The 22,997-nt window shown below is 63.0% G+C and carries 19 protein-coding genes; 3 read left to right on the top strand and 16 right to left on the bottom strand.

Features of this window, described 5'->3' with window-relative positions:
• The first annotated feature begins 186 nt into the window (after positions 1 to 186).
• A complete protein-coding gene (locus QNA11_RS08680; RefSeq protein WP_283482708.1) occupies positions 187 to 1,578 on the top strand; it encodes a cytochrome-c peroxidase in 1,392 nt (463 codons plus the stop codon).
• A 178-nt stretch (positions 1,579 to 1,756) separates the two neighbouring features.
• On the opposite strand, the gene QNA11_RS08685 is transcribed toward QNA11_RS08680, so the two are convergent.
• A complete protein-coding gene (locus QNA11_RS08685) occupies positions 1,757 to 3,973 on the bottom strand; it encodes a RelA/SpoT family protein (protein ID WP_283482709.1) in 2,217 nt (738 codons plus the stop codon).
• A 368-nt stretch (positions 3,974 to 4,341) separates the two neighbouring features.
• The gene (gene rpoZ, locus QNA11_RS08690) at positions 4,342 to 4,728 is read right to left on the bottom strand and encodes a DNA-directed RNA polymerase subunit omega (protein ID WP_165053578.1); all 387 of its coding nucleotides are present in this window, start codon (positions 4,726 to 4,728) and stop codon (positions 4,342 to 4,344) included.
• A 443-nt stretch (positions 4,729 to 5,171) separates the two neighbouring features.
• On the opposite strand from rpoZ, the gene QNA11_RS08695 reads away from it, so the two are divergent.
• Positions 5,172 to 5,783, top strand: coding sequence for a LabA-like NYN domain-containing protein (locus QNA11_RS08695; RefSeq protein WP_202072340.1), 612 nt, complete (start codon positions 5,172 to 5,174; stop codon positions 5,781 to 5,783).
• 154 nt (positions 5,784 to 5,937) lie between these two features.
• Here QNA11_RS08695 and smpB read toward each other — a convergent pair whose 3' ends face one another.
• On the bottom strand, positions 5,938 to 6,414 hold the full coding sequence (gene smpB, locus QNA11_RS08700) for an SsrA-binding protein SmpB (RefSeq protein WP_202072339.1): 477 nt from the start codon (positions 6,412 to 6,414) through the stop codon (positions 5,938 to 5,940).
• 9 nt (positions 6,415 to 6,423) lie between these two features.
• A complete protein-coding gene (dapA, locus tag QNA11_RS08705) occupies positions 6,424 to 7,317 on the bottom strand; it encodes a 4-hydroxy-tetrahydrodipicolinate synthase (RefSeq protein WP_202072338.1) in 894 nt (297 codons plus the stop codon).
• A 206-nt stretch (positions 7,318 to 7,523) separates the two neighbouring features.
• Between dapA and QNA11_RS08710 the strand changes: the two genes are divergently transcribed.
• Positions 7,524 to 9,788: a lytic transglycosylase domain-containing protein gene (locus QNA11_RS08710; RefSeq protein ID WP_283482710.1), complete on the top strand. Its 2,265-nt coding sequence runs from the start codon at positions 7,524 to 7,526 to the stop codon at positions 9,786 to 9,788.
• A 246-nt stretch (positions 9,789 to 10,034) separates the two neighbouring features.
• On the opposite strand, the gene QNA11_RS08715 is transcribed toward QNA11_RS08710, so the two are convergent.
• From QNA11_RS08715 to QNA11_RS08770, 12 genes are all read right to left on the bottom strand, one after another.
• On the bottom strand, positions 10,035 to 10,730 hold the full coding sequence (locus QNA11_RS08715; RefSeq protein ID WP_283482711.1) for a hypothetical protein: 696 nt from the start codon (positions 10,728 to 10,730) through the stop codon (positions 10,035 to 10,037).
• A gap of 526 nt (positions 10,731 to 11,256) precedes the next feature.
• Positions 11,257 to 12,420, bottom strand: a complete 1,164-nt coding sequence (locus QNA11_RS08720; protein WP_283482712.1) for a serine hydrolase domain-containing protein — start codon at positions 12,418 to 12,420, stop codon at positions 11,257 to 11,259.
• Between the two features lie 231 nt (positions 12,421 to 12,651).
• Complete coding sequence (locus tag QNA11_RS08725) at positions 12,652 to 13,755, bottom strand: MFS transporter (protein ID WP_283482713.1); 1,104 nt, start codon at positions 13,753 to 13,755, stop codon at positions 12,652 to 12,654.
• Complete coding sequence (gene ccoS / locus QNA11_RS08730) at positions 13,752 to 13,907, bottom strand: cbb3-type cytochrome oxidase assembly protein CcoS (protein WP_283482714.1); 156 nt, start codon at positions 13,905 to 13,907, stop codon at positions 13,752 to 13,754. The genes QNA11_RS08725 and ccoS overlap by 4 nt, the downstream gene beginning before the upstream one ends.
• Positions 13,904 to 16,195, bottom strand: coding sequence for a heavy metal translocating P-type ATPase (locus QNA11_RS08735; protein WP_283482715.1), 2,292 nt, complete (start codon positions 16,193 to 16,195; stop codon positions 13,904 to 13,906). Before QNA11_RS08735 ends, ccoS begins: the two co-directional genes overlap by 4 nt.
• A 197-nt stretch (positions 16,196 to 16,392) precedes the next feature.
• Positions 16,393 to 16,923, bottom strand: a complete 531-nt coding sequence (locus QNA11_RS08740) for a FixH family protein (protein ID WP_283482716.1) — start codon at positions 16,921 to 16,923, stop codon at positions 16,393 to 16,395.
• Between the two features lie 9 nt (positions 16,924 to 16,932).
• Positions 16,933 to 18,384, bottom strand: a complete 1,452-nt coding sequence (ccoG, locus tag QNA11_RS08745) for a cytochrome c oxidase accessory protein CcoG (protein ID WP_283482717.1) — start codon at positions 18,382 to 18,384, stop codon at positions 16,933 to 16,935.
• Positions 18,385 to 18,539: 155 nt separating this feature from the next.
• Positions 18,540 to 19,454, bottom strand: a complete 915-nt coding sequence (ccoP, locus tag QNA11_RS08750) for a cytochrome-c oxidase, cbb3-type subunit III (RefSeq protein WP_283482718.1) — start codon at positions 19,452 to 19,454, stop codon at positions 18,540 to 18,542.
• Positions 19,438 to 19,641, bottom strand: a complete 204-nt coding sequence (locus QNA11_RS08755; RefSeq protein WP_283482719.1) for a cbb3-type cytochrome c oxidase subunit 3 — start codon at positions 19,639 to 19,641, stop codon at positions 19,438 to 19,440. Before QNA11_RS08755 ends, ccoP begins: the two co-directional genes overlap by 17 nt.
• Complete coding sequence (gene ccoO / locus QNA11_RS08760; RefSeq protein ID WP_283482720.1) at positions 19,631 to 20,386, bottom strand: cytochrome-c oxidase, cbb3-type subunit II; 756 nt, start codon at positions 20,384 to 20,386, stop codon at positions 19,631 to 19,633. The genes QNA11_RS08755 and ccoO overlap by 11 nt, the downstream gene beginning before the upstream one ends.
• Positions 20,387 to 20,397: 11 nt before the next feature.
• Entirely contained in the window at positions 20,398 to 22,053 is a 1,656-nt protein-coding gene (ccoN, locus tag QNA11_RS08765; protein ID WP_202072324.1) for a cytochrome-c oxidase, cbb3-type subunit I, read from the bottom strand.
• A 332-nt stretch (positions 22,054 to 22,385) separates the two neighbouring features.
• Positions 22,386 to 22,787 (bottom strand): SH3 domain-containing protein, encoded by a 402-nt coding sequence (locus QNA11_RS08770; RefSeq protein ID WP_283482721.1) that lies wholly within the window; start codon positions 22,785 to 22,787, stop codon positions 22,386 to 22,388.
• Positions 22,788 to 22,997: the final 210 nt, after the last annotated feature.

Below are 22,997 nucleotides of genomic sequence, written 5' to 3' on the forward strand. Positions count from 1 at the left end.
AGCGCAGAAGTTCTTTGTCGACGAATGAAAACGACGTCTTCCAGCCATTACTCCGCCTCATAAAGTTGCAAAATCTCGCAAGGTTGCTCATTTCAGAGCCTCTTTTTGACCTTTTTCAATTTTCGTCATCATCAGAGGCTTTGTGAGCAGCCTTCTCGAAGCAACGCCGACTGGCGGAGGCGTATCATGAAGAAATATAGCAATTTTTACTTACTGCGCGTGCTGTGGCGCGCTGTCGATCCCCGGAAGATGTTTCTCGCCGCAACGGCGGCGGGCCTGATCACGTCATCTCAACCCGCGGCAGCGGCGGAGCCTTTGCTGACGCCGGGCGAATTCGAGTCGATCCGGCATGCGCTGCAGAGCGATCTCCAGCATTTGCCCTTCAACCCGGACAAAGAAACGCGAAACTGGCCGGAGCGCCTTCTCGGCGAGAAGCTATATTCGGACAACAATCTTTCCCTCCAAAGAAACCAGTCCTGCGCGACGTGTCATCAGATCACGCCGGCAATCAATCCGGAGACCGGGCAACCCTACCAGGCGCCTGGGTTTGTCGACGCCGATAATGTCGAGAAAGGCACGCCCGTATCCGACGGCTCGGTTGCAGGAGCCTTCGGCGCCCTCAATGCGCCCAGCGCCGGTTACGCCTCCTTCGCCCCGCCGTTTCATTGGGACCAGACGCAAAAGGCTTATGTCGGCGGCCAGTTCTGGAACGGTCGCGCCTCGACGCTCGCCGAACAAGCCGGCGGGCCGCCGCTCAATCCGGCGGAAATGGCGATGCCCAGCAAAGCCGCGGTCATCGAGCGGCTGAAGGAGAACGCCGCCTATCGCGCGCTCTTCTGGGCCGCCTATCGGCTGAATATCGCCGGCCTGCTATCCGCTGCGGAAACCGACGTCGCCTATAACGCCATGGGGAAGGCGATCGCCGCTTTCGAGCGGACGCGCTCCTTCGGTCCGTTCACGTCGAAATATGATTACTTCATGGCCGGCAGAATCGAATTGACGCCGCAGGAACGGCTCGGCCTCGATCTCTTCAACAATAAAGCCCAATGCGCGAGCTGCCATGTCAGCGCGCCCAAGAAGAACCGCGAGGGGTCGTGGACGCCGGCGCTGTTCACCGACTACGGCTACGACAACATCGGCGCGCCGCGAAATCTCGACATCCCCGGCAATCCCGAACCCAATAAGGGATTGGGCGGCCGGCCCGACATCGCGGCCCGCGATCCGCAGGGGCTGGAGATCGGCAAGCACAAGACCATGTCCCTGCGCAACATCGCCATCACGGCGCCCTATGGGCATAATGGCGTCTTCAAGTCACTCGAGCAGATCACGCATTTCTACAACACGCGCGACACGCTCGGGCGCGTGGCGGACAACCGCGACCCGGGCTTCGGGATCAAAGGCTGGCCGCTTCCCGAGGTTCCCCAAAACGTCAACGCAAGTTCGATCGGAAACCTTGGTCTCACCGCGCAAGAGGAAGCCGCGATCGTCGCATTTCTGAAAACGCTGACCGACGGCTATCCAATCTGGGGACGCGATCCGCGCGTGTCGTCCAATGACCCGGGGCCGTATGAGCGCTGAGCGCTGAGCATGATGAGAGCGTCCGCTCGCTAAGCGGGCGCTCTTCTCTTGTCGAATAGGAACTCGTCATTGCGAGCGAAGCGAAGCAATCCAGGGCCGTAGCGTAGCTCTGGATTGCTTCGTCGCTACGCTCCTCGCAATGACGGCGGGTGTCGCTTCTCAGCCTATAATGCGCGCGTCATCCGATCACGCGCTCAACTTTGCTCACCAGCGGGGATCCCCGCAGCCGGGTGAGCACCTCCGTCAGATGCTTCAGATCCGCGACCTCGAGATCGAAGGTCATCTCTCGGAAATCCGGCGAATGCGCCCGGAAAGTGATGTTGTCGATATTGGCGTGGGTCTCGCCGATGAGGCTCGCGAGGGCGCCGAGCGTGCCCGGCTCGTTGATCGCGGTGGCGATGACGCGCGCCGGGAAGAGCGCGCGGGTTTCGGGGTCGACGTCCCAGCGCACGTCGAGCCAGCGCTCGGGCTGATCGTCGAAGGCCATGAGCGAGGGCGATTGGATCGGGTAGATCGTGATGCCCTCGCCCGGCGAGAAAATGCCGACGATGCGGTCGCCCGGCACGGCGCCGCCCTCCGGCGCAAAACGCACCGGCGAATCCCCGCGCAGCCCGCGAATGGGGATGGCCCCGGCGGCGCCGTCCCCCACGGCGCCCGGCGCCTTGAAGACGACATTTGCGTTGGCCTTCACGCCGAACCAGCCGGGCTCGCCCGGCGCGATCGGCGCCATCGGCGCCTTACGCTCCTCGGTGAAATCCGGGTAAACCGCCTTCACGACATCGCCCGAATAGATTTCGCCGCGTCCGACCGCCGCGAGAACGTCTTCGACCGAAGGCCGGGCCAGACGCGTCAGCGCCGCCCTCAGCTTGTCCTCCGAATAGGGACGCGTGGCGCGCTCGAAGGCGCGCTCCACGATCTGACGCCCGAGCCCGGCATATTGCTGACGCACCGCCTCGCGCGTGGCGCGACGGATGGCGGCGCGGGCCTTGCCGGTCGCGACTGCGGCCTCCCAGGCGGCGGGCGGCACATGGCCCTCGGCGCGGATGATCTCCACCTCGTCGCCATTTTGAAGATGCGACAGCACGGGTGCGACCCGGCCATTGATCTTGGCGCCGACCGCCGAGTCCCCGAGTTTCGTATGCACGGCGTAAGCGAAATCGATCGGCGTGGCGCCGCGCGGCAAGGCGATGAGCCCGCCCTTGGGCGTGAAGCAGAAGACCTGATCCTGAAACAGCTCGAGCCGCGTATGCTCCAGAAACTCTTCGGGATGGCTGTCGCCATGGGCGAGCAGCTCGAGCGTCTCCTGCAGCCAGCGGAAGGCGCGACTCTCCTTGGCGAGCTCCTCGCGCCCTTCGTCGCCGGTGGCGTCCTTGTAGAGCGCGTGCGCGGCGATGCCGAAACGCGCGATCTCGTGCATCTGGGCGGTGCGGATCTGCAGCTCGACGCGCTGATGGCCGGGGCCGATCACCGTGGTGTGGAGTGAGCGATAATCATTCTGCTTGGGGGTCGAGATGTAATCCTTGAAGCGGCCCGGCACACTCGGCCATTTGGTGTGGATGACGCCCAGCGCGCGATAGCAGTCCTCGACAGAACCCACGATGATCCGAAAGCCGAAAATATCCGAAAGCTGCTCGAAGGAGATAGATTTGCGCTCCATCTTGCGCCAGACCGAATAGGCCGTCTTCTGCCGGCCGGTGACCGCCGCCTCGATGCCGCGCTGCGAAAACTCGCCCGTCAGCTCTTCTTCGATCCGCTTGATGATGCGCCCGTTTTTCGTGCGCAGATCATGCAGGCGCTGTTCGATCGTGCGATGCGCCTCCGGCATGAGATGCCGGAAACCCAGACCCTCCAGCTCCTCGCGCAGGCGCTGCATGCCCATGCGCCCGGCGAGCGGCGCGTAAATATCGAGGGTCTCCTGCGAGATGCGGGCGCGCTTTTCCGGCGGCACATAATGCAGCGTGCGCATATTGTGGAGACGGTCGGCGAGCTTCACCAGCAGCACGCGCACGTCGTCGGCGACGGCGAGCAGAAGCTTGCGGAAATTCTCGCCCTGCCGCGCCTGCTTGGAGACGAGGTCGAGCTTCTCGATCTTTGTGAGGCCGTCGACGAGCTTGCCGATCTGCACGCCGAAGAGACGATCGATTTCCTCGCGCGTCGTCTCCGTATCTTCGATCGTGTCGTGCAAAACCGCGGCGACGATGGTCGCGTCGTCGAGCTTGAGATCGGTAAGGATCGCGGCGACTTCGAGCGGATGGGAAAAATAAGGGTCGCCGGAGGCGCGCGTCTGCTGGCCATGCGCCTTCATGGCGTAGACATAGGCGCGGTTCAGCAAATCCTCGTCGACGTTCGGATTATATTTCCGAACGCGCTCGACGAGCTCGTATTGACGCATCATGGGCGAAAGCCACGGCAGTGCTACGCGGGCGCCGCCATGGCGCGCTCAGCGCGCGGCTTCGCCCGACAAAGCGGCGCGAGGCCGCAGGGATTCAGGAAGAAGTGTAACCCAGCTTCGCCGCCGCCTCTAGTGCGGCGCAAAAAGAGGGTGGGCAATCGGGCGAGCGCCGGGCATGAGCCCATCCCTCCCCTTTACGGGGAGGGTGGCCCCGCGTCAGCGGGGTCGGGTGGGGTTCGCGCCCCACCGCCATCGTTGGGCGCGAACCCCACCCGGCGGCCCTTGGCCGCCGACCTCCCCGTAAAGGGGAGGTATTTTGGGGTTCACGACGCCAATTGCTATTGACCCGATTGTCTTGAAGAAGACGCGACTTACTCGCCGTCCTCTTCGACTTCGGCCGGCGGAACGAGGCCTTCGAGGCCGCGCAGCAAGTCTTCCTCGGTCATGCGGTCGAACTGCGCCTCGCCCTCGATATCGCCGCCGACGGCGGGGGTGAGCGCCGGAGCGGCCTCGGCCTCCGGCTCATCGACCTCAACATGGCGCTGCAGCGAATGGATGAAATCTTCGGACAGATCTTCCGGAGAAAGATGAGTCTCGGCGATTTCGCGCAAGGCGACCACGGGATTTTTGTCGCGGTCGCGATCGACCAGGATCGGCTGGCCGGAGGAGATCAGCCGCGCACGATGCGCCGCGAGCAGAACCAGATCGAAGCGGTTTTCAATCTTGTCGATGCAGTCTTCGACTGTGACGCGCGCCATTTTTCTCTGGCTCCTACTTGAAGAGGGGGAAGAGCGCTGCTACAACAGCTATGCAGATTAATCAATCACATTTGCGCCGCTTCCGGATCGCCCGCCTTCGTTTGGAATCGAACTCGACTGTAGCGAGACTGGAAGTTTTTCGCCTTTTGGGCAATCATTTATGGTAAAAGTGTATCTATCCTCTTGACCTCGCGCCCGAGAGCGGCAATTTATCGAACATGACGCTTTGGCGTCTCGACTTCGACAAATAATCGCTATGGCGGTCGCGCCGGCGACGTGAGTCGACGGTAAGCCGCTTTCAAACCTAAAAGATTTGAAGTCGGCCCGAGAGCCGAGCCAGTTGCGCTGAAATTGGACGCCCAACACTCACCACGATCTCGAAAGTCGCGTGGCGGGCGACGGAGATCAGGCAATGTTACACACAGCTTGAACGCGAGAAAAAAATGGCAGATATCGAACGAATTGCGCTATTCATTGACGGCGCGAATCTCTATGCGACCGCCAAATCGCTGGGATTCGATATTGACTATAAACGTCTACTACGCGAATTCCAGGGCAAGGGTCGCCTGATCCGCGCCTTTTACTATACGGCGTTGATCGAAGATCAAGAATATTCTTCGATCCGTCCTCTGATCGACTGGCTCGACTATAATGGCTATGCCGTCGTGACCAAGCCGACGAAGGAATTCGTCGACTCTCTCGGTCGCCGCAAGGTCAAGGGCAATATGGACATCGAGCTCGCGGTCGACGCGATGGAGATGGCCGAGCACATCGACCACATGGTGCTCTTCTCCGGCGACGGCGACTTCCGCTCCCTGGTCGAGGCCGTTCAGCGCAAGGGCGTGCGCGTCTCGGTGATCTCCACGATCACCACCCAGCCGCCGATGATCGCCGACGAGCTGCGCCGCCAGGCGGACGAGTTCATCGACCTCATCCATCTTGTCGGCAAGATCGGCCGCGACCCCGGCGAGCGCGCCGAGCGCATGCAGCGCTATCAGGAACGCCGCCCCATGCCTGCGACGGCTCCGGTCGGACACGAGGAAGACGAGGAGTAATCCTGTTTTCGCGTGAGCGGCTCACTCGAGCCGCGTCATTCCGGGCGGGCAAGCGGCGGCCCGACCGGGAAAGTAACAGCAAACGGATTTCTCATCAAAAAAGCCCGGTCTTAGGCCGGGCTTTTTGCGTTCCTGTTGGGGGGAAGAGAGAGGCTCACCCCTTCTCGCGCATGAGCCGACCCTTTTCGCGGCTCCAATCGCGCTTCTTCTCGACTTCACGCTTGTCGTGGATCTTCTTGCCGCGCGCCAACGCGATCAGCAGCTTCGCCCGGCCCTTGTCGTTGAAATAGAGCTTGAGCGGCACGATCGTCATGCCCTCGCGCTCAATGGCCTGCGACAGCTTGGCGAGTTCGCGCGTCTTCAACAACAGCTTGCGCGGCCGCTTGGGCTCGTGATTGAAGCGATTGCCCGAGAGATATTCCGGAATATTGGCGTTCACCAGCCAGGCTTCGCCATGCCGGTCGACATGGGCGTAGCTCTCGGCGATCGTCGACTTGCCGCTGCGCAGCGACTTGACCTCCGTGCCGGTCAGCGCAAGCCCGGCCTCGAAGGTCTCGCCGACTTCATAATTGAAGCGGGCTCTGCGGTTGTCGGCGACGACCTTGTGATTTGGCTCTTGCTTAGCGGCCACGGATTACCTTCAAGCCGGCAGCACGCCGGCGTGGATCATCGCGGCGCGGATGCGGTCCTTCGTGGGCTGCGTCGAGGGAACGAGCGGCAGACGCACTTCCTCGCGCGCCTTGCCGAGCAGCGACAGACCATATTTGGCGCCCGTCACGCCGGCTTCCAGGAAGGTCGCGACATGAAGCGGCACAAGTTTATCCTGAATTTCCAGCGCCTTGGCGTAATCGCCGGCCAGGCAGGCGTTCTGCAGATCGGCGCAGAGCCGCGGTGCGATATTGGAGACGACGGAAATGCAGCCATGCGCGCCCGCCGCCATGCAGGACAGCGCGGTGAGATCATCGCCCGAGAGCTGGATGAACTCCGGCCCCATCGCGTCGCGCTGCAGGGAAATGCGTCCGATATTGCCGGTCGCGTCCTTCACGCCCACGATGTTCTTGAGGTCGGACAGCCGCTTCATCGTCTCGACGCTCATATCGACCACCGAGCGCGGCGGGATATTGTAGATGATGATCGGAATAGAAACGGCGTCGTTGATCGCCTTGAAATGCTGATAAAGCCCTTCCTGATTGGGCTTGTTGTAATAGGGCGTGACGATCAGCAGGCCGTCGGCGCCGGCCCGTTCGGCATGGCCGGCGATGGCGATCGCCTCGCGCGTATTGTTGGAGCCGGCGCCGGCGATGACCGGCACGCGCCCGCGCGCGGCGCGGATCGTCTCGGTGATGACGCGGCCATGCTCTTCGTGGGACAGCGTCGGGCTTTCACCGGTCGTGCCGACCGGCACGAGCCCATGAGTCCCTTGCTCGATCTGCCACTCGACGAGAGCCCGGAGCGCCTCGAAATCGACCTCTCCATTGGCGAATGGCGTGACGAGAGCGGTGTTCGACCCGTGAAAAATAGGCTTTGTTCTCATAGAATCAGGAACTTCCCTGCGCCTCACAGCCGCCGTATTCGCGTCCGTATCATGGAAGCGCCCTTCATAGCCGCTGGGCGCTTGGGAGAAAAGCCCCACCTGCGCCCTACATGTCTCGGGCGAGGCCGGAGCGCGGCGGCGGGAAGTATGGTTGACGCTTCGTAAATGATTAGAGAGCAGCTTCTGCGCAACGGGGACCCACGCTGATGACGTTGCCTCCACGCGTCTCGATCCGCCTCCATATTCTCGCGACGGCGACCGCCATCGCCGTCGTCACGCCTGCTTTCACGGGTCTTGACGCTTTGCGCGACAAGGAGGCGGCGCCCAGGGCGGCGCGCTGGGTTCCCTATATCCCCTTCAGCCTCGGCGCCTGGCGCACGCGCGTCGGCAATCTCGAAGAAACGCTGCGCGGATTTGTCACGGGCGCGCCGCCGCACACGGAGGCGGCGCATCCCGCGCAGCCGGCGCTCTTTGGCTCCGACGACCTCACATCGACACCTCTCGCCGATTACGCGCCCCCGGAGGGCTGGCTGCGCGAAACGACGGCCGCGCTCGACCCGGCGACGATCCTCGGCGGCGATTGGGAAGCCTTCTCCCATGCGCTCGCTGCCTTCAAGAGCGCCGACTTCGCGGCGGGCGACGCCGCCGCCGCCAATCTCACGAGCGGGCTCGCCCATACGGCGGTTCATTGGACGGCGCTCAAGCTCCACCCGCGCGAGGCCGGCTTCAAGCGGATCAACGCCTTTCTCGAAACGCATCCAGATTGGCCGGCGGCAGACTGGCTGCGCCGCCGCGCCGAAGAAGCCCTCGTCGCCGAGCACCAGCCCGACAAGGTCGCGAAATCCTGGTTCGAGGACAAGCCGCCGCTCACGCCTTACGGCAAATATGCGCTGGCCAAGGCGCTCGGCCGCGACGGCGATTTCGACACGGCCGCCTTCTACGCCCGCGACGCTTGGCGGGAAGACGATCTCGGCGGCTTCGAAAACCAGTTCCTCAAAGAGCTCGGCGAGCTTCTCACCCCCGCCGACCATAAATATCGCGCCGACCGGCTGCTCTACGCCGGCAAGAACGCCCAGGCGCTGCGCGCCGCGGAGCTCGCCGGCAAGGACGTGACCCTGCTAGCCCGCGCCCGCATCGCAGCGAATGTCGGCGCCGCCGGCGACAAGGTTTTCGCCTCCGTGCCGCCGGCGCTGCAGAACGATCCCGGCCTGCTGTTCTCGCGCGTGCGCATGCTCAACAACGCCAAAAAATTCGCCGACGCCGGCGCGCTGTTGAAGAAAGCGCCCACCGATCCGGGCAAGGTGATCGACGGCGACGCCTGGTGGGCCGAGCGGCGTCAGACTTCGCGCAAGCTGCTCGACCTCGGCGATGCGGACAGCGCTTATATCGTCGCCGCCCAGCACAACGCCCGTTCGACCAGCAACAAGGTGGAGGCCGAGTTTCAGGCCGGCTGGATTGCCCTGCGCTTCCTGGACGATCCCTCCCGCGCCGCCCGCCATTTCGCGGCGCTCGAGCAGGTCGCCGAAACGCCGCTGCAGAAGTCACGCGCGCTTTATTGGCGCGGCCGCGCGGCGGAAGCCTATCGCACGCCGGACGACGACGCGAGCGCGCGTGATTTCTACCGCCGGGCCGCCGCCCATTCGACGACCTTCTACGGCCAGCTCGCCTGCGCCAAGCTCGGCGCGGAAGATCGCCCGCTGCGCCCCGCCCCCACGGCGGCAAAGGACACTGATCGTCACGAGGCCGTGAGAGTGGTGGAGCTGCTGCTTGCCACCGGCGACAAGGACATCGCCGCCCCGCTCGCGCTCGACGCCGCCAAAAACATGCGCGACATCGCGCAGGTCGCGGCGCTCGGCGAGGTCGTCTCGAAACAGCGCGACGCGAAAATGTCCCTCGTCTTCGGCAAGAGCGCCTCTTATCGCGGCGTGCCGCTCGACGACGTGGCCTTCCCCTCCTATGGCATCCCGAATTTCGACGCGCTGCCGAATTCGGCGCCGCGCTCGGTGGTCTACGCCATTGCGCGTCAGGAAAGCGCCTTCGATCCGAAAGCGGTTTCGTCCGCCGGCGCAATGGGCCTGATGCAGATGATCGCCTCGACCGCGCGCCACACCGCCTATACGCATGGCGTCGCCTTTGATCTCCCGCGCATGCTGAGCGAGCCCGCCTTCAACGCTAAATTGGGCGCGGCGCATCTCGGCATTCTGCTCGGCGAATATAGAGGCGCTTATCTCCTCACCTTCGCGGCCTATAACGCCGGCGGCGGCCGCGTGAAGCAATGGATCGACGCCTATGGCGATCCACGCAAGCCCGGCGTTGATCCGATCGACTGGGTGGAGCGCATTCCCATCTCCGAGACGCGCAATTACGTGCAGCGCGTGATGGAGAATTTCGTGGTCTATCGCGCCAAATTCGGCGACAGGGACACGCGCGCCCCGCAGGTGGAGCTCGCGCATGCGGGCGTGCGGCTGTGAGCAATTCCATTTGAACAGCCGTCATTGCGAGGAGGCGGAGTCGACGAAGCAATCCAGGGCCGCATCGCCGCCCTGGATTGCGTCGCTTCGCTCGCAATGACGGGCTCTGGGCAAAACCAGCGCTCTTGTGGCTGCCCGCCGGGAATGACACGCGCCCGATGCGAGCTGTTCAAACGCAAATGGTATGACACCGAACCAATCAAGCGGATTTCGGATGACGCGTCTGTGAAAGCCTGCCGGTTGAGTTCACTTGGATATCTGCCGAAGTCGTTCTTCGAAGGTCACTATCGTTCCATGGATGGAGTCGAGCCCCCGCTCTACCAGAGAGCGAAATTGAACGGCTTTGTCGATCGGCACTATGGAAAGGCCAATCCCAAAACCGATCGCTCCGGCAATAGAAGCAATGATCACGAAAGAAAACAAACCGCGCAGCATACTATGCGCGTCTCCAACTCGAACATTCTCCGCCTCCTCGAGGGTGCGGTTTTTCAAACGAGCCCTCTGTAGCCTCACTTGTTCGTCGAGCGTCACGGTTGCAGCCGCCTCTGGCTCGAGCCCTCGCTCATCGGCGCAGCGGATGGCTTCTGTCTGTTGGCGCACGATCCTCGCTTCGCCAAGCTCAGTCGAGTCGTTGAGAAACGCCTCCCTGTTGCCGTGCTTTTCCTCCAGCAATTGGGGGCGAGCGGCCCGAGGCGGCTCGGGCTGTTCTTTCTGACGCCGCTCTTCTTCTCTTTTTTCCAGAGCTGCGAGCCTTTGCTCTATAGAAGCGAATCTTTTTTGTAGACCGGCGACGGTCCACTCGCCGCAAAGTATTTCATTGCCGCGCTGCTTTTCCTCGCTCGACCGGACGTGAGCCGCCTCGTCCCGCTCCTTGCTGCGGCGCTCTTCCTCTCTTTGTTCGAAAGCGTCGAGAGTCCAGTCGCTGAGGAAAGCTTTTTTCATGCGTCACTCCCGTTCGTCAGTTTCTTATGACTTGCCAGATTGAACTTCCGGCTTTTTTGCCCCGCAAGATGCAAAGCGCTGGCGTTGCGGTTGGAGCTCCTATCAACTCTACGTCTCTGTCAGACGCGGAACAACTTCCGCCGCCGTCGGACACGGAGAGCGCTTCTCAACTTTCATTACTCAGATCGAAAGCTGCTACCTGGAGAAAGGAAGAAGCAAACCAGGCGAATTTGTGAAGAATCCGCTTCCGCGCCGAACAATCTCGTTACACAAGTTCTCGGACGCACATCTTGGTTGCAGTCGCGATCAAGCTTTTCATAGGAGGGGCCATTTTTGGCGCCACGCGGTCCAGTGCGGAAGGCTGCTCTTGACCCGGAAGCCGCCATTGGCAGTGTCTCAGTTTAAAGTTCAGCATTGGGGAAGGGGATCTTGGTCCAATCAAATGGACGTCCACCGGACGGTATCGTATGGGCCCCCAGGAGACATCCCAGGGGCCTCAATGTCCGCGCAACTTGCCTGCCCCATCCTATGGGCACTGGGGAGTCGTTGGCGGGCGCGGGAATCTCGAGGGATTGGCCACGCTTTCGCGGAGCGCGCCCAGCAAACGACGTCCTGCTTGATCGAGAGCGGTCCCTGGGTGCGCGGCTTTGTTCCCACCACTCGTATTGCCAAACAAGAAAACGCCGATTTTGGCGCCTTGATCAAAGACCATGTAGGTTTCATAGCCGCTGAGGCCGCCGTTCTTGTCGAGGTAGTCATTCGACAATTGCCACCCAAGGCCCATGGAAAGTCCCTCGGATCCGGCGTAGGCTTGCTGGGTCTCGGTCATTGCTGCGCCGAGGGGATTGGGCGGCGGGCTGATGGAAGCCTCCAAGAACGTCAGCATGTCCTCAAGCGTCGATGACAGCGCGCCCGCGCCGAGGCCCGCAGACGTCAGCGCCCAATTGGGCGGATCGACGCGATTATACGCTGGCCCGCCGGCAGCGTCGGTATAGATATGGCCCTGCGCCACCCGCCCAGATACATTGCTGTAGTCGACTTGTGTACTTGCCATCCCGAGCGGCGCGGAGATGTTGTCGACCACCACTGCCGGCCAGTTCTGATATGTGGCGTCCCAGTCCGAGCTCGCGCCGCCGCCATAGGCATGTGACAGCAAAACGCCCAGAAGAGCGAAGCCTTGATTGCTGTAGACCCAATATTTGCCCGGCGTATAAGACGGCTCGAAGTTACTCAGAAATCGCCCCATCAATGTGAATGAATAGTCGCCGAACGGGTGAGCGCCGCACGTCCCGTCCGGATATCCGGCGCTGTGCGTGGCCAGGTGCCAAAGGAGAATTTCGCCATACGGTTGGTTGATGCTGACATTCGATGGCAGAAGGCTCGCGACAGATGTTGAGGGTGTGACGGGATTATTCGCCGACGAAGCCGCGAGCGCCAGCAAGGTCGCTGTAAAGACCTTGCTGTTCGAGCCAATGAAAAACACGATATCCTTGATGTGGACGCTCTCCCTTATTTGGGCGCTTCCGCTTGCCAGATCAACTTGACCGTAGTGGTAGTAGTATCGAACGCCGCCATAGGTCACGCCGACGAGGATCCCTACGGATTTATTCGGTTCTGGATCTTTTAATGATCCGATCAGTGGAGAGATATTGTTCTTAACGAGCTCACCAATTTGGTTTGGGTTCAACATTGCCGTCCTCCTGAAAGCATAAGAAATTCCTGTATAAACTCAACGAGCCTTCCCTCCCTCTCATCGAGTCTCCGGCGAGACTACATCGCCCGAGGCGAGGGGTGGGCCGTTCCATAATCACCGTCAACACGGCTGCGCTACGCACGCGCGTGTCCCTACGCTATGTCCAAAGCGGTCGTGCGCAAACCCGCGACCGGAGTCTGCTTGTGGCGCTTTACTGTACTTTGACCATTAAAACACCAATGCCCCTGCGGCCGCCGCTCCAAGGAGGCATACATCATGTAATGCGAGCGCAAGCCGCGACGGGCGCGCGCCTTCATGCAGCAAACGCAGGGCCGCAACATTCACCGCGCCCCATCCAATCCCGATCGCAAGCAACCCCACAGTCACACGCGTGACCGATGCGGCCGAAAGCACTGCGGCGGCGCCCGCGAGCATGGCGGCAAGACCGATTCCGACAATCGGCAGTGGCGGGAAAAGCGCCGGCCAGCGCGCGGCGAGCGCGGCTGGTCCATACATCGAGAAGAGATGCCAGCCCATGGCGCCGCCGATGAAGGCCGGCGCGGCCGAACAGACGGCGAGCGTCAGCGGCCCGTGCAACATGCCCGCCGACATCACGAACCAGGCGAGCGCGCCCGCAATCGTCGCGATTACGAAACCACGCGAGAGGCGCCATTCGGCTGCGCCCGGCTTGCCGACGCGCGCATGCGGCATGCGCACCGAGAGAGCGAGCGCCGCAATATGCAGGCCCGCGGCGATCAGCAGCACGGCGCCGGGGCTCTCCGCGAGCGAAACGAAGAGCGGCGCAAGCAACGCCGCGCCGGCGCCGCCCGCCAGAACGATCAGCCCGTCGCGCGGCGCGCCCTGCGCGGCGATGTGACGGTAGAAAAGCGCGAAGCCCTGCGCGAGTCCGAGCCAGAAGGCGCCGAGGCACAGGCCGAAGAAATTGCCTTTGGCGATTGCGAAAGCACAAAGCGCCCCGCCCGCCGCGCCGAGGCTGGCGCCGAGGCCGAAAGCCGCGCGGCGCCCGAAAGAGTCGACGAGCATCGCCGCCGGAAAGCTCGCCGCCGCCGCGCCGATGAGGAGGAGCGCGAAGGGCCAGCCCACACGCTCGGCGCTCGGCGCGATGAGCCGGCTTTGCTCGGGGAGAACGGTAAGAACCAGCGCCTGCGCCAGCACCGCGAGTCCGAAGCCGATCGCGAGCGTCAGCCGATGATCGGTGATGTCGGCGCGCGGCAGCGAGGCCGGACAGGCGCAGACGATCTGCCCGACACGCATGGCCGTTTCCCTGTCTTCGTCCCTCCCCAGGACGAGATCATCCAGATTGACGCTCACTTCCCACCCTCGACATCATCATCCATCAGCACGCGATGCGCCGCGCCGTCGAGGTCGTCGAACTGGCCGCGCTTGAGCGACCACATGAAGGCGATAAGCGCCAGCAGGCCAAGCAACAAGGCGAGCGGAATAAGGAAGAGAAGCACGGTCATTCCGCCGCCTCCAATCTTGTCACTGTTTCCCGTGCTTCGCCGGAGGCGACATCCTGCTCTCTCTCCCGCGAAGCGGGGGAGAGGTGGAGAGGGGGCGCCTCGGGAGACGGCCATCTTCCGCCATTTGCCCCAGCCCGCAAGGCGTTCAACGTCACCAGGATCGACGATCCCGACATCGCCGCCGCAGCAATCAAAGGCGTGAGCAGACCCGCCATCGCAAGCGGCACAGCCAGAACATTATAGATCACCGAGAGCGTCAAATTTTCGCGCATCAAGGCGCGCGCCTTTCGCGCAACCTCCAGCGCGGTGAGGACGGGCGCGAGGCGTTCGCCGAGAAACACGGCGTCGGCCGCCGCTTGCGTGATCTGCGTGGCGTCGATCGGCGAGATGGACACATAGGCCGAGGCGAGCGCCGGCGCGTCGTTCAATCCGTCGCCGACCATCAAAACCTTGCGGCCCTCGGCGCGCAGCGCATCGAGCCGCGCGACCTTCCCGGCGGGCTTCAATGCGCCGGACCATGTCGAAACGTCGAGCGCGAGAGCGATCTTTTCGACGGCCTCGACACGGTCGCCGGAGAGGATCTCGATTGCGAAGCCGCGCCTTTTCAGCGCCGCGATCGTCTCGACCGCATCGCTGCGCAAGACCTGCCGGATTTGGAAAAGCGCATGCGCGTCTCCATGCCGGAAGGCGACGAGCGAGACATCTCCGTCGAGCGCATCGAGACGCGCCGCTTCTTCGTCCAGTCCGCAAAAATGCGGCGATCCGAGCCGTGCCTCGACGCCCGCGACCATGGCGCAGACGCCCTGCCCATGATCCTCCCGCGCCTCGAGCGCCGATGCGCGCGGACGCTCTTGCGCGACGGCGCGCGCGAGTGGATGACTGCTCGCCCGTGCAAGACGCGCCGCCAGCTCCATCGCCCCCGCGTCGATCTCGCCGCCATTGACGACGCGCGGCTCGGGCGTGGTCAGCGTGCCGGTCTTGTCGAAGACAATCGTATCGGCTTCCGCAAGGCGCTCGATGGCGTCGGCGCTGTTGAGCAGCACGCCGGCGCGAAACAGCGCGCCGCTCGCCACGACCTGCACCGCCGGCACGGCGAGCGCGAGAGCGCAGGGGCAGGTGATGATGAGCACGCAGATCGCCATAATGAGCGCATCATGCAGGCTTGCGCCACGCCACATCCAAAAGAGCGCAGTCGACAGCGCCGCGAGATGGACCATGGGCGCGTAAAGCCGCGAGACCCGATCGGCGAGGCGCCGATAGCGCGAGCGCGCATTGGTGGCCTTTTCCAACAGCCGCTCGATGTCGTCTAGCAGTGTCTCGCCATTGCCGGCTTCGACGCGGATGGTGAGCGCGCCGTCGTAATTCATGCTGCCGGCATAGACTTGATCGCCCGACACAACCGCGCGCTGTTTCGTCTCGCCGGTGATGAGGCTTTCGTCGAGCTGCGACGCGCCTATTTCGATCACGCCGTCGACGGGAAGCCGCTCGCCCGGCTTCACCCGCACGATGTCGCCGGCGGCGATTTTAGCGAGCGGAACGAGCGTCTCGGCGCCGTCGCTGGACAGGCGGCAGGCAAGCGGCGCGCGCAACGCCGCAAGATTGGCCGCGACTGCGCGCGTCTTGCGCCGCATGGCGTGATCGAGGAAACGGCCCAGCAGCAGAAAGGACAGCAGCATGGTTGCGCTGTCAAAATAAGCGTGCTCGGCATGCGTCAGCGTCTCATAGACCGACATGCCGAGCGCCAGCAGCACACCGAGCGAGATCGGCACGTCCATGTTGAGGCGCCCGGCGCGCAACGCGCCGAAAGCGCTCTTGAAGAAAGGCTGGCCGGCGAAAGCCGCCGCAGGCAGCGCGATGAGCGCCGAAACGCCGTGGAAAAGATCGCGCGTCGCGGGATCGATGTCGCCGCCGACCCAGACGCCGACGGAGAGCAGCATGATGTTCATCGCCGCAAAGCCGGCGATGGCGAGGCAGCGCAACAGAAAGCGCGAGGTTTCGATCTCCTCGCGCTCGCTCTCAGCGAGTTCGAAAGGATGCAGCGTGTAGCCCATGCGGCGCAGGCGCTCGAAGGCGGCGGCGAGATCGAATGAATCGCCGCGCCATTCCAACGCCAGACGACGGTTGCCGTAATTCACGCGGGCATGATCGAGGCCGGGAAGATCGCTCAAGCCGTGCTCGATCTCGCCGATGCAGGCGGCGCAAGTCATGCCGTCGATTGCCGCCTCGAAGCGGCGCGCGCCATTTTCGCTGCGGGTGACGAGAGAGTCGAGATCGAAAGCGGCGGTCATGCGAGCCTCTTTGAATCAACCAGACTGGGGGTGAGCCCCTCTACCTCCCCTTTACGGGGAGGTCGGCGGTCGTAGACCGCCGGGTGGGGTTCTCGCCGCTACGACTGGGGTTGGGGCGGGCCCCACCCGTCGCGCTACGCGCGCCACCCTCCCCGTAAAGGGGAGGGATGGGCTCACGCCCACCGTCGCCAATACCCTTACTCCACGTCGATCCTGTTCTTCGAGCGGAACACTTCATCGCCGCCCCGCGACGCCGTCAAGACGAGATCGCGTTGCCCCGCGGGGATTGCGGCCTTGCCCGCATAGCGCCCCGGCGCGGTCTGCTCGAGCTTCACGCGCACATCCTTCGAGAGATCCGCGGGCGCCGCGAACAGCGCCGTCATCTGCGCGCCCGACACGTCGGCCCCGTCGCCATCGCGCGCGACGACGCGGATTTCCGTCTCGCCGGTCGCCAGGCGCGACAGCCGCGCGTCGACCTTCCAGTCGCGCATCGCCTGCTCTCTCGCATGCGCAATGTCGCGATTATAGGCGAGGCCGCGCTCATAAGGACGCGCCACCACTTCGCCCGAAAAGGTGTTCAGCGCCTTGTAGATCATCACGCCATTGACGGCGCCGACGAAGAGGAAGAAGCCGACCATCATCGCCAGCACCTTCCGCCCGCTGAGCGGCCTGCCGCCGGCTTCATAGTCGGATTTCATATTGCGCGGATTGCTCATGACCATGCTCATGTCGCTTCCTCACGGCCAGATGAAAACGTCCGTCACCTGCGTCGCCTCGCCGCTTACGGCGTCGGTCGTGGTGAAGGTGACGGGGGCCTGTCCCTTGCTCCCGCCCGCGCCGTGGGTCGAGAGCAGAACGCGCGCTTCGCGGGTTTGATCCGGGCCGACCTCGATCACGGCCTTGCCTTTGTCGCCCGGCGTCACGCCGACGATCTCCAACTGCGCGCCCGCGACGCCGGAGACGGCGATGGTGAAGCTCCGCGCCTCCGCCTTCTTATTGGCGAAGCGCAGCGTATAGCCATTGCGCACGCCGCCGTCTTTCAGACGCACGGCGAGCGGATTGCGATCGTGCAGCACGCTCACATGCATGTCGTCGCGCGTCGCGAGCGTTACCGACATGAAGCCGGCGACGCCGAGAATGAGCAGGACGTAAAGCACGGTCCGCACGCGGAACGGCTTATAGATCGCGCTCTCGCCGCATTGGCGGCGCTTGACGTTCATCTCCGTATCGTAGCCGATGAGCCGCGCCGGGCGATGAATTTTCTCCATGATCGCGTCGCAGGCGTCGATGCAGAGGCCACACTGAATGCAGCCGAGCTGCGATCCCTTGCGTATGTCGACCCCCGTCGGACAGACGGCGACGCATTGGCCGCAATCCACGCAATCGCCCGACGGCAGATTGGCCGCGCGCGCCGCGGTCGCTTGCTTGAGCGACATGCGCGGCTCGCCGCGATCGTAGCGATAAGTGACGTTCAGCGCATATTCGTCCGTCAGAGCCGCCTGAATGCGCGGCCAGGGACAGGCGTGCAGGCAGAGCTTCTCGCGCATCACGCCGGCGAAGACGTAAGTCGTGAAGGTGAGAATGCCGATCCAGAGATAGGTGTCGAAGGCGCCGTTTCGGAATGTCGCCAGTTTCCACACCACTGTCGGCGCGTCGGTGAAATAGAGCACCCAGGCGCCGCCGGTCCACCAGGCGATGAGCAGCCACAAGAAATGCTTCGATACCTTTTTGCGGATTTTGTCGCGCGTCCACGGACTTTCGTCGAGCTTGACGCGGTCGCGCGCATCGCCCTCGATCCAACGCTCCGTCGTCAAATAAAAATCGGTCCACACCGTCTGCGGGCACATATAGCCGCACCAGATGCGGCCGGCGACGGCGTTCATGAGAAAAAGCGCCAGCGCCGCGAGGATCAGAAGGCCGGTGACGTAATAGACTTCCTGCGGCCAGATCTCGATGAAGAAGAAATAAAAGCGCCGGTGCGGGAAATCGACGAGAACGGCCTGGCTCGGCGCGCCTGGCCCGCGATCCCAACGCACGAAGGGAAGAAAATAATAGATTGCGAGCGTCGCGAATTGAATGCCCCATTTGATGCGGCGGAATTGTCCGTCGACCTTCTTGGGATAGACCTTGTGCGGCGCTTCGACGATGGGTTCGTCGAGAAGAATTGATTGGGCTTCCGCGCTGGACATGGCTTTGAACTCACTGGTTCAGATGATCGGGCTCCCCCTCTCCCGCTTGCGGGAGAGGGTGGCCCTCGCGTCAGCGAGGGTCGGGTGAGGGCCCTCATCCGTCACCGCTTCGCGGCGACACCTTCTCCCGCAAGCGGGAGAAGGAGAATCCTCCCTTACTGCCCGCCGCCGAGCGAATGCACATAGACGGCGAGCGCTTTGATCGTCGTGTCGTCCAGCCTGCCTTTCCAGGCCGGCATCACCGCGCCGCCGCCATTGGCGATGCGCGCGACGATGGTCGGCTTGTCGGCGCCATAGAGCCAGACCTGATCGTAAAGCGCCGGCGCGCCCATCTCGGGATTGCCCTTGCCTTCGACGCCGTGGCAACTCGCGCAATTGTCGGCGTAGAGCTTTTCGCCCTGCGGCGTCGGCGCATCCGAGTCCGGCGTCTCGGCATAGGTGCGCACGTGATCGGCGACGATCGCGATCTGCTCCGGCGTCAGAATGCCGTCGCGCCCGAAGGCCGGCATGGAGGAGGAACGGGTCGCCTTATCGGCGTCCCAGCGCACGCCATGCTCGATCGTCTGCTTTATGTCGGCGAGCTTGCCGCCCCACAGCCAATCGTCGTCGTTGAGGTTGGCGTAGCCCTTGGCGCCCTGCCCGCCGGCGCCGTGGCACGACGCGCAATTGGTCGCGAAAGCCACCTTGCCCACCATGCGCGCGGCCGCGAGAAGCTCGGGATCGGACTCGATCTTGTCGAGCGGCGCAGCGGCGATTTTCTCGAGCACGGGGCCACGCGTTGTTTGCAGCTCGGCGACGTCGGACGCCACCTGTGTGCGCGAGCTCCAGGCGAAAAGACCCTGTGTTCCGCCCGACAACGTCGGCCAGGCGGGATAGACAATCGTATAGCCGACGCCCCAGATAATCGTGATCCAGAAGGTCCACACCCACCAGCGCGGCAGCGGCGTGTTCAGCTCCTCTATGCCGTCCCATTCATGGCCCGTGGTCGGCACGCCGCTCGCCGGGTCGATTCTGACCTTGCCTGTTCTTGCCTGGCCATTCTCAAACGTGTCGTCAGACATCGTCGTCATCCTCTCGAAAGGGAATTCGGGCGTCCTGTTCGAATTGCTTCCGCCGCGACGGCCAGAAGACGTAAACGATGACGCCCAGGAAAATCAGGCCGAAGAAGATCAGACCCCAGGAGGCCGCGAAGGCGCGCAAGCTTTCATAGGTCGAGATGACTTCGGCGTTTCCAGCGTTCATCGGATCACCTGACATTCGCTTTATCGTCGTAGATCTTGAAATCGACCGAGACGCCGAGATGCTGCAGATAGGCGACGAGCGCATCCTCCTCGGTCACGCCGGATTTCGACGGCGAGTCCGTGAAGGCGGCGTTGGGATAACGCTTCTGCATCTCGCTAGCGCCCTGTGCGTCAGCGGAAAGCTGCGCGGCGAGATCGGCCGGCGCGTTGTCGATCTGTTCGTCGGTGTAAGGCACGCCGACGACGCGCAGCGTCTGCATCTGCTCGGCGAGATGCTCGCCGTCGAGCGGCGTCTGCGAGAGGAAGGCGTAGCCCGGCATGATCGAGGACGGCACCACCGAGCGCGGGTTGCGCAAATGATCGCGATGCCAATCGTTCGAATATTTGCCGCCGACGCGCGCGAGATCGGGCCCCGTGCGCTTCGAGCCCCATTGGAACGGATGGTCGTACATGCTCTCCGCTGCGAGCGAATAATGGCCGTAGCGCTCGACCTCGTCGCGTAAGGGTCGGATCATTTGCGAATGGCAGGTGTAGCAGCCCTCGCGGATGTAAATATTGTAGCCCGCGAGCTCCAGCGGCGAATAGGGCCGCACGCCTTCCACCTGCTCGATCGTGTTCTTGAGATAGAACAGCGGCACGATCTCGACGATGCCGCCGACCGACACCAGAAGAAGGATGCCGACGATGAGCAGAATCGAATTGGTTTCGAGTATTTTTTGAAGCCCGCCGCCGGCGGGCGCATGTTGAGCGGATTGCGACATGGCTTTCGTCCTCACTCGGCAGGCAGGGGAGAGGCGGCGACGTCTTGCGCGGATTCGAGCGCGGGCGAGGCGAGCGTGCGCCAGATGTTGTAGACCATGATCAGCGCGCCGATGAGGAACAGCCCGCCGCCGATGGCGCGAATGACATATTCAGGATGCAGCGCCTCAGTGGTCTCGACGAAGGAATATTCGAGGAAGCCTTGCGGCGTATAGGCGCGCCACATCAGCCCCTGCATGATGCCCGCCACCCACATCGAGGAGATGTAGAAGACGATGCCGATCGTCGAAATCCAGAAGTGCCAGTTCACCAGCTTGAGCGAATAGAGCCGTTTGTTGAACACCCAGGGAATGAGGCAGTAGAGCGCGCCGAAGGACACGAAGGCGACCCAGCCGAGGCTGCCCGAATGCACATGGCCAATGCCCCAGTCAGTGTAGTGCGACAGCGAATTCACCGCCTTCACCGACATCAGCGGGCCTTCGAAGGTCGACATGCCGTAGAAGGCCACCGACACGACCAGCATGCGCAGCACCGGGTCCGTGCGCAGCTTGTCCCAGGCGCCCGAAAGCGTCATCACGCCGTTGATCATCCCGCCCCAGGAGGGCATCCACAGCACGACCGAGAACACCATGCCGAGCGTCTGCGCCCAATCGGGCAGCGCGGTGTAATGCAGGTGATGCGGACCGGCCCAGATATAAAGGAAGATCAGCGCCCAGAAATGCACGATGGACAGCCGGTAGGAATAGATCGGCCGATCCGTGCGCTTCGGGATGAAGTAATACATGATGCCGAGGAAGCCGGCGGTGAGGAAGAAGCCCACGGCGTTGTGGCCGTACCACCACTGGATCATCGCATCCTGCACGCCGGCCCAGACGATGACGGATTTCGGCGAGAATACCGAGATCGGAATCTCGACATTGTTGCCGAGCACCAGCACGGCGACCGTCACGATGAAAGCGAGGAAGAACCAGTTCGCCACATAGATATGCGGCTCGGCGCGGCGCGCGAGGGTGAATAGATAGACGAGGAGATAAACCACCCACACAACGACGAGCCAGAGGATCGCGTACCACTCGGGCTCGGCATATTCATGCCCGCGCGTGACGCCGAGCAAATAGCCGGTGCCCGCGATCAGGATAAAGAAGTTGTATCCCAGCACGACGAACCAGGGCGCAAGGTCGCCGGCGATGCGCGCGCGGCTCGTGCGCTGCATGATGTAGAAGGACGTCGCGAGCAGCACATTGCCGCCGAAAGCGAAGATCACCGCTGATGTATGCAGGGGCCGCAGACGCCCGAAATTGGTCCAGGGCAAATCAAGATTGAGCGCCGGATAGGCGAGCTCCAGGGCGAGATAAAGTCCGACGAGAAAGCCCGCGACGCCCCAGAACAGCGCGGCGATCGAGGTGAATTTGATCGGCCCGTAATTATAGTTCGGCCGGCCGTTGATCAGGAGCGGCGGCGGCGCCGCGTCCCTGGCGCGGAAACGCAAAACGATCGCAACGACGGCGCCGAGCGACCCAAGCGCGAAAAGCGCCGCATGGAAAGCGTAAGCGGGGGTATAAGCCTTGACGGCGATGAAGGCCGAGGCAATGGCCAAGGCTACGAAAACGGCGCTGAGAGATATCTCGCCGAAAGTCATTTGCTTGGGGATGGGGAGGGTACGCTCCATGATCTTGTCCTCTGGAGGTTTCCGCATGTTTTCCGCGTTTGCGAGAACTCGCCGACGCCAATCGGGCGTGACAAAGTCTCACTGCGCTTTCACCGATTCACATTGGGTATTGTACTGCGCAACAATCGCCCGAATTTGACGGGCGTCAAAGAAACTCAAGTCGAACAGCTTCTGCGCGCAATTGTCACAGATCAAATCTATGTAAAGGCGATTGTCTCAGGCGCGCCAGCATTTTCGTGCAGCAAACACTGCGATGGCGACATTTCGCCAACGCGCCCCGACATGCCTTTGTGCCTATATGTCGCAGCCGCGCACGGCCGGAATCGGACCGCTCAACAGGGGTAGAATCGGTGGTAGCCGAGTAGCGCTCCGAGCGGTTCGCTATGACGCAATTGCGCGAGTGGACGCGTGAAGAAATAACCGCTGCCCGAATAAGGATAGCCATAGTCGCAGGTCGGATCCGGCGACGGCTGATCGCTCGGCGACGCGGCGACGAGCTGCGCGTAGGGCGCATAGAAACGCCGGCCCTCGAATGCGACCGGAACCCATTTGTCGCCCTCGCCAAGTATAATGAGTTCGGCGCCGGCGGGGACGGTCAGCGCAATGGGACGCCTGGCGCCCGGCCGCGTTCGCAAATCCACAGGGTCATGAAGCGTCAGCGCCTCCGCGAAAGCCGCGCTTATCGGGGCGACGAGAGCGAAAACAAAAGCCAGTGTGCAAATGAAGCGCCGCATATTGTCTCCTAAGGCGTCGTCAAACAAAAACTGACAACCGCTCCCTTTCGAACGGCTCGTCGGGCGCCGTCATTCCCGACGGGCCAAAGGCCCGATCGGGAATGACAACGGTGTGCAACCGGGCGGCGCGCGCGGACCAATGACGCGGACGACGCACCAGGACGCCGGCCTGTGCGCCAGCGCAACTTCTCTCTTCCTCACATAGTCTAG

Source organism: Methylocystis sp. JR02, from assembly GCF_030063565.1.
Classification (GTDB): domain Bacteria; phylum Pseudomonadota; class Alphaproteobacteria; order Rhizobiales; family Beijerinckiaceae; genus Methylocystis; species Methylocystis iwaonis.

Bases quoted from the DNA above. Each gene is read 5' to 3' on its own strand.
- QNA11_RS08680 (WP_283482708.1), top strand. From the start codon at position 187: ATGAAGAAATATAGCAATTTTTACTTACTGCGCGTGCTGTGGCGCGCT.
- QNA11_RS08685 (WP_283482709.1), bottom strand. From the start codon at position 3,973: ATGATGCGTCAATACGAGCTCGTCGAGCGCGTTCGGAAATATAATCCG.
- rpoZ (WP_165053578.1), bottom strand. From the start codon at position 4,728: ATGGCGCGCGTCACAGTCGAAGACTGCATCGACAAGATTGAAAACCGC.
- QNA11_RS08695 (WP_202072340.1), top strand. From the start codon at position 5,172: ATGGCAGATATCGAACGAATTGCGCTATTCATTGACGGCGCGAATCTC.
- dapA (WP_202072338.1), bottom strand. From the start codon at position 7,317: ATGAGAACAAAGCCTATTTTTCACGGGTCGAACACCGCTCTCGTCACG.
- QNA11_RS08710 (WP_283482710.1), top strand. From the start codon at position 7,524: ATGACGTTGCCTCCACGCGTCTCGATCCGCCTCCATATTCTCGCGACG.
- QNA11_RS08715 (WP_283482711.1), bottom strand. From the start codon at position 10,730: ATGAAAAAAGCTTTCCTCAGCGACTGGACTCTCGACGCTTTCGAACAA.
- QNA11_RS08720 (WP_283482712.1), bottom strand. From the start codon at position 12,420: ATGTTGAACCCAAACCAAATTGGTGAGCTCGTTAAGAACAATATCTCT.
- ccoS (WP_283482714.1), bottom strand. From the start codon at position 13,907: ATGACCGTGCTTCTCTTCCTTATTCCGCTCGCCTTGTTGCTTGGCCTG.
- QNA11_RS08735 (WP_283482715.1), bottom strand. From the start codon at position 16,195: ATGACCGCCGCTTTCGATCTCGACTCTCTCGTCACCCGCAGCGAAAAT.
- QNA11_RS08740 (WP_283482716.1), bottom strand. From the start codon at position 16,923: ATGAGCATGGTCATGAGCAATCCGCGCAATATGAAATCCGACTATGAA.
- ccoG (WP_283482717.1), bottom strand. From the start codon at position 18,384: ATGTCCAGCGCGGAAGCCCAATCAATTCTTCTCGACGAACCCATCGTC.
- ccoP (WP_283482718.1), bottom strand. From the start codon at position 19,454: ATGACGACGATGTCTGACGACACGTTTGAGAATGGCCAGGCAAGAACA.
- QNA11_RS08755 (WP_283482719.1), bottom strand. From the start codon at position 19,641: ATGTCAGGTGATCCGATGAACGCTGGAAACGCCGAAGTCATCTCGACC.
- ccoO (WP_283482720.1), bottom strand. From the start codon at position 20,386: ATGTCGCAATCCGCTCAACATGCGCCCGCCGGCGGCGGGCTTCAAAAA.
- ccoN (WP_202072324.1), bottom strand. From the start codon at position 22,053: ATGGAGCGTACCCTCCCCATCCCCAAGCAAATGACTTTCGGCGAGATA.
- QNA11_RS08770 (WP_283482721.1), bottom strand. From the start codon at position 22,787: ATGCGGCGCTTCATTTGCACACTGGCTTTTGTTTTCGCTCTCGTCGCC.